General features: G+C 73.1%; 11 protein-coding genes. 3 read left to right on the forward strand and 8 right to left on the reverse strand.

Features of this window, described 5'->3' with window-relative positions; all coding sequences use genetic code 11:
- Positions 1–298 precede the first annotated feature (298 nt).
- Positions 299–1,006, forward strand: a complete 708-nt coding sequence (locus ACZ7GZ_RS21580) for a hypothetical protein (RefSeq protein ID WP_471026427.1) — start codon at positions 299–301, stop codon at positions 1,004–1,006.
- Between the two features lie 114 nt (positions 1,007–1,120).
- On the opposite strand, the gene ACZ7GZ_RS21585 is transcribed toward ACZ7GZ_RS21580, so the two are convergent.
- The 8 genes from ACZ7GZ_RS21585 to ACZ7GZ_RS21620 all read right to left on the reverse strand — a co-directional run bounded on the left by ACZ7GZ_RS21585 (position 1,121) and on the right by ACZ7GZ_RS21620 (position 9,122).
- The gene (locus tag ACZ7GZ_RS21585) at positions 1,121–1,354 is read right to left on the reverse strand and encodes a hypothetical protein (RefSeq protein ID WP_471026428.1); all 234 of its coding nucleotides are present in this window, start codon (positions 1,352–1,354) and stop codon (positions 1,121–1,123) included.
- A 16-nt stretch (positions 1,355–1,370) separates the two neighbouring features.
- Positions 1,371–1,577, reverse strand: coding sequence for a DUF6059 family protein (locus ACZ7GZ_RS21590; RefSeq protein WP_471026430.1), 207 nt, complete (start codon positions 1,575–1,577; stop codon positions 1,371–1,373).
- Positions 1,574–3,367 (reverse strand): acyltransferase domain-containing protein, encoded by a 1,794-nt coding sequence (locus tag ACZ7GZ_RS21595; protein WP_471026432.1) that lies wholly within the window; start codon positions 3,365–3,367, stop codon positions 1,574–1,576. The genes ACZ7GZ_RS21590 and ACZ7GZ_RS21595 overlap by 4 nt, the downstream gene beginning before the upstream one ends.
- A gap of 167 nt (positions 3,368–3,534) precedes the next feature.
- Positions 3,535–3,759, reverse strand: a complete 225-nt coding sequence (locus tag ACZ7GZ_RS21600; RefSeq protein WP_051926997.1) for an acyl carrier protein — start codon at positions 3,757–3,759, stop codon at positions 3,535–3,537.
- Between the two features lie 107 nt (positions 3,760–3,866).
- Entirely contained in the window at positions 3,867–5,087 is a 1,221-nt protein-coding gene (locus ACZ7GZ_RS21605) for a ketosynthase chain-length factor (protein WP_471026435.1), read from the reverse strand.
- The gene (locus ACZ7GZ_RS21610) at positions 5,084–6,349 is read right to left on the reverse strand and encodes a beta-ketoacyl-[acyl-carrier-protein] synthase family protein (RefSeq protein WP_471026703.1); all 1,266 of its coding nucleotides are present in this window, start codon (positions 6,347–6,349) and stop codon (positions 5,084–5,086) included. The genes ACZ7GZ_RS21605 and ACZ7GZ_RS21610 overlap by 4 nt, the downstream gene beginning before the upstream one ends.
- 259 nt (positions 6,350–6,608) lie before the next feature.
- Entirely contained in the window at positions 6,609–8,198 is a 1,590-nt protein-coding gene (locus tag ACZ7GZ_RS21615) for an acyl-CoA carboxylase subunit beta (RefSeq protein ID WP_471026437.1), read from the reverse strand.
- A 126-nt stretch (positions 8,199–8,324) separates the two neighbouring features.
- A complete protein-coding gene (locus ACZ7GZ_RS21620; protein ID WP_471026439.1) occupies positions 8,325–9,122 on the reverse strand; it encodes an AfsR/SARP family transcriptional regulator in 798 nt (265 codons plus the stop codon).
- A gap of 293 nt (positions 9,123–9,415) precedes the next feature.
- Between ACZ7GZ_RS21620 and ACZ7GZ_RS21625 the strand changes: the two genes are divergently transcribed.
- Entirely contained in the window at positions 9,416–9,718 is a 303-nt protein-coding gene (locus ACZ7GZ_RS21625; protein ID WP_471026441.1) for a hypothetical protein, read from the forward strand.
- An 11-nt stretch (positions 9,719–9,729) separates the two neighbouring features.
- On the forward strand, positions 9,730–11,994 hold the full coding sequence (locus tag ACZ7GZ_RS21630; protein ID WP_471026442.1) for a TOMM precursor leader peptide-binding protein: 2,265 nt from the start codon (positions 9,730–9,732) through the stop codon (positions 11,992–11,994).
- The last annotated feature ends 18 nt before the right edge of the window (positions 11,995–12,012 follow it).

The raw sequence follows: 12,012 nt of genomic DNA on the forward strand, positions 1-12,012 counted from the left end.
CCACCGTCGCCGCCGGCAACGGCTACGGCGACTGGAACCTGACCTGGAAGCAGTGGCTCGAGCACAGCACCACCGGACAGACCACGACCGCATGATCCCGCCGCACCGGCGGTACCTCACAGGCCCCGCGCCGTGAGAGGGAGCACGAGAAGGTGACCGAGGACGAGTTCGACCTCTTCTGCACGGGCCGCCGAGACCAGTGCGGCCGTCGGCACCGCCAAGGCCCGCCCGGCACGCGGCTGTTGGGCACTCGCAGCTCACCCGGTGAGCGAGGAACCCCACCCGACGGAGGAAGTCTGTGTCTGATCAGCCGCCACCGCGTCCGCTGACCGAGACGGAGCTGTCCGCCCGGCTTCGTGGCCTGGCCGCGCGCTGCGCGGCGCCGGCCCCGGCCACGGGGGCACAGGTGAGGAGCCGGGCGGCGCGCCGCCGCGGCGGCCGACGCGTTCTGCTCTGCACCGGCGCGCTGGCGGCGGCGGCCCTCACCGCCGTCACCTCCGGCGCCCTCGGCTCCTCCCCCGACGAGCCGGCCCCGATCAGGCCGGCCGTGGCCCCACCGGCCCGGTCCCCCTCGCCCGTCCAGCGGGTGACGGTCGACCTGGACGCCCACACACTGACCATCGGGGGCGAGCGGTTCCCCATCGCCGGGCCGGCGGACTTCTGCCCGCTCGGCGAGACGACGGTCGAGGTCACCGCCAAGTACCCCGTGGTGAAGGTCCACCCCGGCAAGATCGGCACCCACGCGGACTCCAGGCGGTGGGCGGTCACCTTCACCGACCGCGGTCACCACGAGCGGCTCCTGATGTTCGAGCTGGAACCGGCCGACCGCACCTCTCTCGGCAAGGACCAGATCCTGGGCTCGGTCGCCCTCGCCCCCAAAGCCGGGAAGCGGGTGTACGACGTCATCGAGCCCGGCGCACGTGTGGAGATCAGGGGCCGGCAGACCGCGAGCTCGGCCTCCGACTCGATATGCGTCGACCACCGGCCGGTCGTCGGCGACCGCTGACACCGGACCGGCGCCCGGACTCCCCGGCAGGGACGCGATCCCGCTCCTGAAGCGGGTGTCGGTCACGATCGCGGAAAGGACTCCACGACGGCCCCGGCACGACTGCGTCGGCGTTCACTGCACGCGTACCTCGGCCGGTGACGGCAGGGCTGCCGGCCTGGTGACCGGGGACGCGACGAGTGCGAAGGCCGCCTCCTCCCTCTCCTCGGGCAGCTGGATCCACGCCTGGTACGACTTGAAGAGCGCCGCGCTCCCCATCTCGTACAAGGGCGCGGCGGAGGTGCTGTTCCCGCCCTCCGGCAACCTCGCCGCCCGGGACGTGGTCAGGTTCGGGGACTTCCCCGGCACCGGGCCGCGCTCCGGATCACCCGGAGGCCGTCAACTCCCGTTCCAGAGCGCGCTCGTACGCGGTCAGGGGGACGTCGGGGCGCAGGCGTTCGGGATGGCGGGGCGGGGGGTCGGAGCGGCCGGGGTGCGGGTCCGCCGCCGGCACCCAGACGTACATGCGGCCGGCCGCCGTCAGGGTGCCGTAGATCGCCCTCAGGACGCGCAGCGCCCCCGTCGCCGTCATTCTCCCCATGAGGTCGCCGCGGCGAGTTGCGGGGCGGCGGTGGCGGTCTCGGCGCCGGTGCGCGGGTCGGCGCTCCACGTCCACAGGGCGGACAGCGCGACCGGGGAGGGGACGTGGCCCTCGGTCCACAGCCTGGCCGCCGCGGTGAGGACCGACTGGCGGTCGGCCTCCGCCGTACCGGGGCGGCCCGGGAGCAGCGGTACGGCGGCGCTGGCGCCCAGCCGTACCGCGCGGTGGCGGCGGGCGAAGGCGGTGAGGGTCTGCCGGGGGCCCGCCTCGACCAGCAGCATGTCGTCGGCGGCTAGCAGGGACTCCAGGGCCTGTTTGAAGTACACGGTGTCGGTGATCTGGCGGGCCCAGAAGCGGGGGCTCAGTGCCTCCTCGGGGCGCAGCAGCTCGCCCGTGTACCCGGAGTACAGCGGCAGCGTCGGCGGGCGCAGGGGGATGTCCCGGTAGGCGGCCTCCACGGCCTGTGACGCGGGGGCCATCGCCGGGGAGTGGAAGGGGCTGGTCGCCGGTACGGTGACCACGGTGAGGCCGTCCGCCCGCAGCGCCTGGGCGATCTCGGCCAGGGGTTCGGCGGAACCCGCCAGCATGGTCTGCTGGTTGGCGTTGACCGCGGCGATCGCCACGTCGTCGCGGAGGTAGGGGCGCAGGCGGTGTTCTTCCGCGGCGACCGCGAGCATGCCGCCCGCCGGGATCTTCACCGCCTCGCGGACGCGTTCCATGACCATGGCGACGGCGTCGGGGAGGGCGACGGCACCGGCGATGGTCGCGGCGACGAGTTCACCCGCGCTGTGGCCCAGCACCGCGGTGGGGCGCACCCCCCAGCCGATCACCATGCGGCCGAGCGCGTAGTCGACCGCGAACAGCAGCGGCTGGGCGCGGCGTACGTCGTCGACGGGGATCAGCGGGCGGCCGTCGGTGAGCCAGTCCGCGCGGACCCGCGGGCCCTCGTCGCCCATGTGGGACAGGGCCGCGTCGAAGGCGGCGGTGAACACCGGCTCCCGCCCGTACAGGCCGGCCGCCATGGCGGTGTGCTGGGAGCCCTGGCCCGGGAAGAGCAGGGCGACGGGCCGGGGCCTGCCCGCGGTGACCGCCTTCGCCTTGTGCACCGCGGCGGCGGACAGCGCGGCGACGGTGACGGCGGCGGCGCGCACCGGTCCGGGCTCGGTGCCGCACGGCACCACGGTGGGCAGCGCGGGGAACGCCTCGTGGTGCAGGCCCGAGAGCAGGGGCAGCAGTTCGCCGCGCACCCGCTGCTCGTCCCGCTCGTCCCGGCCCGACCACAGCAGCAGCCGGTGCCGACCGGGGTCGGTGGCCCGGTGCCCGTGGGTGAGGGTCGTCAGCTCCGGCGCGGAGTCGGGATCGGCGGTGTCGGTCGGGTCGAGGATGCCGAGGACGGTGTCGCCGTCCGCGACCGCCTCCGCGGCGCGCTTGACCGCGTAGACCGTGATGGTCCCGGCCTCGGGCTCGTCGAACCCGGCGACGAGCGCGAAGTCCGCGGTGCCGTCGTGGAGTTCCTGATGGGCGAGGCGCAGGGCCCGGCCGGGCGCCGAGGCGGTCCGGACCGCGAAGCCCTCGTGTTCGGGGGTGAGGGCGGGGTCCGGTGCGTGCGCACCGACGTAGACGACGGTGCGTACGGGCAGGTCGCGCGGGGAGCGTCCGAAGGCCCGCAGCACCGCGGAGACCGCGGCGGCCGACGCCGGCACGGGCGCCCTGTCCTCTGCCGCGGGGCCCGGACGGACCGTGAGCCTCCGGATCACCGCGCTGTCAGCCGTCAGCGGCATGGGGTACCTCCTCGTGGGCCGCGCACCGCGGCCGGTGGGGCAAGGATCGACAGGAACCAGGGGCGTGGGGGGCGGAGTCGGGCCGGGGGGAAGTCGGGTGGGGAAAGCAGTGCGGGCCGCCCCTTGCGGCGGGGGATCCGGAATCGGGACGGCCCGCACCGTCCGGCTCAGGCCTCGCTGCCCTGGCCGGAGTTGATGAGCTCGAGCAGAGCACGGGGCGTCTCGGCGTCGACGACCGCGTCGTCGGGAACGCTGATGCCGTAGGTGCGCTGGACCTCGCCTATGACCTGCAGCAGGGCGAGCGAGTCGTAGCCGAGTTCCAGGAAGGGGGTGTCGAGGACGTCGCCGTCCAGGTCGATGCCCTCCTCCTCGCCGGCGCTCTCGCGCAGCATCCGGGTCAGGTCGGCCAGGGTGACGGTGGTGCTCGTGGTGGTGGTCACGGTGGGTCCTCCGTTGGGTGATGGTTGTGGTGCCTGACTCAGGGTGGTGCGAGGGTTGGTCACGCCGCGCGGCGCACGACGAGGGCCGCGTTGAAGCCGCCGTGGCCGCGGGCGAGCACCAGTGCGTTGCGCAGGTCCGCCTCCCGGGGCGCCCCGGTGACGAGGTCGATCGGGTAGCCGGCGGCGGGGGCGTCGACGCCCGCGGTGTGCGGGATGACCCCGTCGCGCAGGGCGAGCAGGGCGGTGGCCGCGTCGAGGGCCGCGCCGCCGGCGAGCAGCCGCCCGGTCAGCGACTTGGGCGCGGTCACGGGTACGGCGTTCGGGCCGAACACCTGCGCCAGGGCATCGGCCTCGGCGCGGTCCAGCTCCGGTACACCGGCGGCGTCGGCGAAGACGACGTCGATGTCGGCGGGGGTGAGTCCGGCGTCGGTGAGGGCGGTGCGGGCGGCCCTGGCCAGGCCCGGCGGGCGCCCGGAGCCGGGGGCGGGGTCGAGCGTGGCGGCGTACCCGGCGATCTCGCCGTAGACGTGGGACGCGCCGCGCTCGCGGGCCGCCGCGAAGTCCTCGGCCACCAGGATGGCACCGCCCTCCCCCACCACGTATCCGCTCGCCTCGGCGGAGAAGGGCAGGAACGCGCGGGCCGGGTCCTGCTCGGTGCTCATCAGGCCGGTGGCCAGCTGCGGGACCCAGCCCCAGGGGCAGATGCCCGCGTCGACGCCGCCGGAGACGACCGCCTGGAATCCCTTGCGGACGTGGCGGCGGGCCTGGCCGATCGCGTCGATGCCGCCGGCCTGTTCGGTCAGCAGGACCCCGCTGGGGCCGCGCAGCTTGTGCCGGATGGAGATCTGGCCGGTGTTGACGGCGTAGAACCAGGCGAAGGACTGGTAGGCGCTGACGTGCTCCTTGCCCTTGCTCCACAGGTTCTGCAGCTCGCGCTGGCCGAACTCGACGGCGCCGCCGGACGCCGAGGTGACCGTGCCCATGCCGTACTCGGGCACCTCCCCGGTGTCGATACCGGCGTCCTCGAGGGCCCATTCCGCGGCGGCCAGGGCGAGGCGGGTCATGTGGTCGGTCTGCGGCATGAGCCGGCTCGGGATGTGCTCCTCGGCGACGAACCCCGGCACCTCGCCGGCCAGCCGGGACGGGTAGCGCGTGGCGTCGAACCGGGTGACCGGGCCGATGCCGGACTCGCCCGCCAGTGTCGCCTTCCAGTAGTCCTCGGTGCCCAGACCGTTGGGCGCGGCGATGCCGAGGCCGGTCACCACGGTCGTCGTGGTCATGCGATGCTCCTTTCCGGTCGCGCGAGGACCATCGCGCTCTGGAAGCCGCCGAAGCCGCTGCCCACGCTGAGAACGACGTCCGTCTGCTTCTCGCGGGCGGTCAACGGGATGTAGTCCAGGTCCAGTTCGGGGTCCGGCTCGTGCAGGTTCGCGGTGGGCGGCAGCACCCCGTGCTCCATGGCGAGGGCACAGGCGGCGATCTCCAGGGAGCCAATCGCGCCGAGCGAGTGCCCGATCATCGACTTGATGGAGCTGACCGGGGTCCGGTAGGCGTGGTCGCCCAGGCTGCGCTTGAACGCGCCCGTCTCGTGGCGGTCGTTCATCTTGGTGCCGGAGCCGTGCGCGTTGATGTAGTCGATCGCGGTCGGGTCGAGCCGGGCCTCGGTGAGGGCGGCGTCGATGGCCTCGGACATCTCGCGGCCGTCCGGCTTGAGACCGGTCATGTGGTACGCGTTGCAGCGCTGGGCGAAGCCCGCGATCTCGGCGTAGACGTGCGCACCGCGGGCGCGGGCGCTCTCCAGCTCCTCCAGGACCAGCACGGCCGCGCCCTCCCCGAGGACCAGGCCGCTGCGGGTCCGGTCGAAGGGGCGGCAGGCGCTCTCGGGGGTGTCGTTGCGCGGGGTGGTGGCGAGGATGGCGTCGAAGCACGCGGAGGTGATCGGGGAGATCGGGGCCTCGGTCGCGCCGGCGATCATGATGTCGCAGGTGCCCTCGCGGATCAGCTCCACCGCGTGGCCGAGCGAGTCCAGGCCCGAGGTGCAGCCGGTGGAGACCACGGCCGCCGGTCCCTCGGCGCCGGCCTCCCGGCCCACCTCGGCGGCCATCGAGCTGGGCACGAAGTGCCGGTAGAGCTGGGGAATCGCGTACTCGTGGTCGACGACCCACTCACGCCCGCCGTCACTGACCACCGCGTACTCGCGTTCCAGGCTGGTGGTGCAGCCGACCGCGCTGCCGAGCGAGGTGCCGATCCGGCCCGGGTCGAGGGCGGAGATGTCCAGGCCGCTGTCGGCGAGCGCCTCACGGGTGGAGACGACCGCGAACTGCGCGGCGCGGTCCAGCCGGCGGGCCTCCTGCTGGGAGAGGCCGGCGGCCAGCGGGTCGAAGTCGCACTCGGCGGCGACCCGGGAGCGGAACGGGGAGGGGTCGTAGAAGGAGATGGTGCGGGTGGCGGTACGGCCTGCGGTGAGCAGGTCCCAGTACTCCTTGACGCCGATCCCGCCAGGGGCCACGACGCCCAGTCCGGTGATGGCAACTCGACGCATCATCTACCTCGCCTTCGACGGGGCGGGGTGCTTCGCGCACTCCCTGCCGGATGGAACTGTGCGGGCCACTGTCGATCCCTTTCGTCCGGAGCACTGGCGGTGTCTCGGTGGCCGGGGCGCGCCATGGGTGGGTTCCCGCCCCGGCCGACCGGCCCGGACGGCCGCCCGCTCGTGGCGGGTCGCCGTATCCGGTAGACCCATGGAACGTGCAGGTCCTCGACAGCCGCTCGTGTCCGCGTGGACGCCGTGTTCGCCCAGGTCAGGTGGGGAGATTGCCATGCTTGCGCGCCGGCACTTCGGCCTTTTTGCCGCGCAGCATGGCCAGGGAGCGGATCAGCACGGAGCGGGTCTCGGCCGGGTCGATGACGTCGTCCACCAGGCCGCGTTCGGCGGCGTAGTAGGGGTGCATCAGCTCGGTCCTGTACTCCTTGATGCGCTGTGCGCGTACGGCGTCGGGGTCGTCGGAGGCGTTGATCTCCCGGCGGAAGATGACGTTCGCGGCGCCCTCGGCGCCCATCACGGCGATCTCGTTGGTCGGCCAGGCGAAGGACAGGTCGCAGCCGATGGAGCGGGAGTCCATGACGATGTAGGCGCCGCCGTAGGCCTTGCGCAGGACCACGGAGATGCGGGGCACGGTGGCGTTGCAGTAGGCGTACAGCAGTTTCGCGCCGTGCCGGATGATGCCGTTGTGCTCCTGGTCGACGCCCGGCAGGAAGCCCGGCACGTCGACCAGGGTGACCAGCGGGATGTTGAACGCGTCGCAGGTGGAGACGAAGCGGGCGGCCTTCTCGCTGGCGTGGATGTCGAGGACACCGGCGAGGACGGCGGGCTGGTTGGCGACGATGCCGACGGTGTGCCCGTCGAGGCGCGCGAGCGCGCACACCACGTTGCGCGCCCACGCCTCGTGGACCTCGAAGTACTCGCCGTCGTCGGCGATCTCCTCGATGACGGCGCGGATGTCGTACGAGCGTCCCGGCTCGGCCGGCACCAGGTCGCACAGGGTCTCCGTGCGCCGGTCCGCGGGGTCGTCGGCCGGTGCGGCGGGCGGCATCTCGCGGTTGTTGGACGGCAGCAGGGAGATGAGGAACCGTACGTCCTCCAGGCACTCGGTCTCGTCGTCGTGGGCGAAGTGGCACACGCCGGAGACGGTCGCGTGCGGCTCGGCGCCGCCCAGGCCGTTGTGGGTGATCCGCTCGCCGGTGACGGCCTGGACGACGTCGGGCCCGGTGATGAACATCTGGGCGGTCTCGCGCACCATGAACACGAAGTCGGTGAGTGCGGGCGAGTACGCGGCGCCGCCGGCGCACGGGCCGAGCATCACACTGATCTGCGGGATGACGCCGGAGGCCGCGACGTTGCGGCGGAAGATCCCGCCGTAGCCGGCGAGCGCGGTGACGCCTTCCTGGATGCGGGCGCCGGCCCCGTCGTTGAGGGACACCAGGGGTGCTCCGGCCGCCTCGGCCAGGTCCATCACCTTGTGCACCTTGGCGGCGTGGGCCTCGCCGAGCGCCCCGGCGAAGACCCGGAAGTCGTGGGCGTACGCGAAGACGGTGCGGCCGTGCACCAGGCCCCAGCCGATGACCACGCCGTCGCCGTGCGGCTTCCTGTCCTCCAGGCCGAATCCGGTGGCGCGGTGCCGGCGCAGCGGTTCGATCTCGGTGAAGGTGCCCTCGTCGAAGAGGACGGCCAGCCGCTCGTGGGCGGTGAGTTTGTTCTTCGCGTGCTGTCGCCGGGTGGCGTCGGGATCGGGGCCCCGACCCACTTCCTCTTTGATACGGCGCAGTTCGGCGGCGGCCCGACGCAGGTCGGGGGCGGTCGAGGTGACGGTGAGGTCGTCGAGGATCGTCATCGGCCGAACGTAGGCCGGGCACCTCGAACGCGGGTAGCGCTCCGCTGGGAGTGCCGCGACGGACGTGCCGCGCCGTGCCGTCGTGCGGCTGCGGGCCTCCCGGCCCCGCGCCCCTCGAAGGGGTGCTCAGCCGGCCGCGGAGAACGGCACCACGTCGAGTTCCGGGTCCGCGGAGAGGATCGACTGGTGCAGACGCTGCAGCGGGGGCGACGGCTCCAGGCCGAGCTCCTCGACGAGCGAACCGCGCAGCCGCTGGTAGGCCTCCAGGGCCCGCCAGGCGTTGTTCGAGCGGTGCAGCGCGGTCATCAGATGGGCGCAGAAGTTCTCGTGCATGGGGTGCTTGGCCACCAGGACACGCAGCTCGGGCACGATCTCGGCGTGCCGTCCGAGGTACAGGTCGGCCTCGACGCGCCGCTCCAGCGCCGCCATCCGGTCCTCTTCGAGCCGCAGGGTCTCCAGTTCGAGGACGCCGCCCACGCGTACGTCCACCAGGGCGGGTCCCTGCCACAGCGCCAGGGCCCTGCGCAGGAGTTCGGCGGCGGTCCGGTAGTCGCCGGCCTCGTGGGCGTCACGGCCGGAGGCGCACAGCTGCTCGAACTCCTGGACGTCGATCTGTCCCGGCTGCACTTCGAGCAGGTAGCCCCCGTGCTGGGTGACGAGGATGTCCTTGGGCTGCCGGGTCGGGTCGCCCTCCAGGGCGGCCGCGATCCTGCGCCTGATCTGGAGGATGTAGGTCTGCAGCGTGGTGGCGGCGCTGCGCGGTATGTGCTCGCCCCAGATCTCCTCCATCAGCGTCGGTACGGTCACCACGCGTCCGGTCTGGAGGGCGAGCAGGGCGAGAATCTGCCGTGGCTTGGCGGCTGTCGGCACCACCGAGACGCCGTTGAGCTCAGCCGTGAGTTGACCCAGTACCTTGATGTCCATGTGATCACTCTCCCGTGTCGCACGGGCGGTGCCCGCCCCCGTCTCGCGCGGGCAATGCCGTCGGCCGCGGGCCGCGGTCGTCGCCTCCCGAGCATGGCTAGAGCCTGGCAGCAGCCGGGGTCCAGCCACAGTGCGCGGGTCATGAACAGACCTATGAAAATGTCATACCGCGATGGTGACGCCGGCACTGTGCGCCCCCGAACCGGGCCCCCCAGAATTCGGTGGCACGGGATACGCCGAACGAATGTCCCGATTCGCAGCGCCTTCAACTACTCAGGACTCTGGGGGTTTCCATGAGCACGTTGACCATGCCCGTCCCGGCCCGTACGGGCGAAACGCCGTCGCAGAACCACGGCATCGCGCTTCTCACCGCCCGCGCCGGACTCGAACCGGAGCTGGCCGCCCGTTACCTGGCCGACCCGGTGTCGGTGCTCGCGGAGTTCGGGGTGGTGGCGGCGGAGCCGGTGTACCTGGCGGAGGGCGGCCGGGAGACGCTGGTGATCGAGGATCTGGACCCGGTGGGCACCTCCGTGACCCTCGGCAGCTGGTTCAGCCCCCTGTACCTGGGCGAGCACTGCGACACACGGTCGGAATGAGCGGCTCCCGCATGGTGCCTCCCGCGCCACGGCAGGTGGGGTTCAAGCCCCACCTGCGCGTCGAGGTCGTCGGCGGCGAGGCCGTGTATCTGCTGTCGGAGTGCGGCACGACCGCCCTGCACGGCCCGCACGTCGAAGCCCTCGCCCCGCTGCTCGACGGCACCCGGACCCTGGAGGCCGTCCTTCAGGAGGCCGCGGCCGTGGTGGACGCCGCGGCGGCGGGCCGGACGATCGCCGCGCTCGCCGAGGCCGAGCTCATCGGCTACCGCGCCCCGTCGGCCGACTCGGCCGCCGAGGCCTACTGGGAACTGGCGGGTCTGAGCAGCGCGGGCGCCCAAGCGGCGCTGCGCAGCACGCCGGTGCAGGTCCTCGTGCTGGGCCGCACGGACGCCGGTCCCATCCGCCGGGAGTGCCTGGCCTCCGGCCTCACCCTGGCCGACGACGAGGCGTCCGCCGCGTTCACGCTGGTCGTGTGCGACGACTATCTCGACCCGGCACTGGCCGACGTGGACGCGCGGCACCGCGCCGCGGGCCGGCCCTGGCTGCTCGCCAAACCGTGTGGCGTCGAGGCCTGGGTGGGCCCGGTGTTCGGGGTCCCCGACCGGGCCTGCTGGTCGTGCCTCGCCCACCGGCTGCGCGGGCATCGCGCCACCCAGGGGCCGGTGCAGCGGGTGCTCGGGCTGCCCGGCCCGGTGCCGCTTCCGCGGGCGTATCTGGCGTCCGTACGCGCGCTGGGGTGGCAGACCGTGGTCCTGGAGACGATGAAGTGGATCGCCGGGATGCGCCATGCGGAGCAGGCCGCCCTGTGCACCCTGGACACGCGCACCCTGCGTACCCGCCACCATGCGGTGGCCAGGCGCCCCCAGTGTCCCGCCTGCGGTGATCCCGGACTGGTCGCGGCGACCGTGCGGCGCCCGGTGGACTTCGCCCCGCGCCTGAAGTCGGCCACGGCCGGCGGCGGCCACCGGGCCCTGTCGCCGGAGTCCGTGCTCGCCCGCTACCGTCACCTCGTCGATCCGCTCACGGGTGTGGTCCCCGAGGTACGGCCCGCGCCCGGCACCCCCGACGGTCTGCACCGCTATGTGTCCGGGCGCAACCCCGCCCTGTGCGCCGACTCGCTCGCCGCGCTGCGCAGTGGGCTGCGCAGTCACAGCGGCGGGAAGGGCACCACACCCATCGAGGCCGAGGTCGGTGCCCTGTGCGAGGCGCTGGAGCGCTACAGCGCGACCCGCCACGGGGACGAGCCGGTCGTCGTCGACACCCTCGCCGGGCTCGGGGACAGCGCGCTGCACCCCAACTCGTGCCAGTTGTACGCCGACCGGCAGTTCGCGGAGCGGGACCGCTGGAACCGCTCGGCCACGGCGTTCCAGCAGGTTCCGCCGCCGTTCGATCCGCACGCACCCACGGAATGGACCCCGGTGTGGTCGGTGACCGCGGGCACCCGGCGGCTGCTGCCCACCTCGATGCTCTACTTCGGGGCCGCTCCCGGCAGGCGGCCGTCGGCGCCGTGGGCGGACTCCAACGGCAACGCGGCCGGCAGCAGCCTGGAGGACGCGACGCTCCAGGGCTTCCTCGAAGTGGTCGAGCGCGACGCGGTGGCCCTGTGGTGGTACAACCGCACCCGGCAGCCCGGCGTCGACCTGGACGCCTTCGACGACCCCTGGCTCGGTGACGTCCGTGCCGCCTACGGCAGGTTGCGCCGTGATCTGTGGGTGCTGGACCTGACCGCGGACTTCGGCGTCCCCGTCATGGCCGCCGTCTCCTGCCGCGACGACGGGACGGCCCAGCGGATCAGCTTCGGGTTCGGTGCCCATTTCGACCCGCGTACGGCACTGCGCCGCGCGGTGACCGAGATGGCGCAGTTGCTCCCGCCGCCGCACGTGGAAGCGGAAGCGGACGGCGGGTTCGCGTCCGTCCACCCCGAGCTGGCCTCCTGGTGGTCAGGGGCGACTACCCGGAATCAGCCATATCTCATGCCGGATCCGGCCGAGTCACCGCGTACACCCGCAAGTTACGTGTACGAACCACAAATTGACCTGCTCGCTGACCTCACAGCGGCTGAGCGCCTGGTGAGAGGCCATGGCATGGAGCTGCTCGTCCTTGATCAGACCCGGCCTGACGTGCGGCTTCCCGTAGTGAAGGTGATCGTTCCGGGGATGCGTCACTTCTGGGCCAGGTTCGCGCCGGGACGACTCCACGACGTCCCCGTGACGCTCGGCCGCATCGGGCGCGCGACGCGCTACGACGACCTCAACCCGGTTCCCCTGTTCGTGTGAATCCGGCGGATTAAGGCC

Source organism: Streptomyces sp. NPDC037288 (assembly GCF_055603265.1).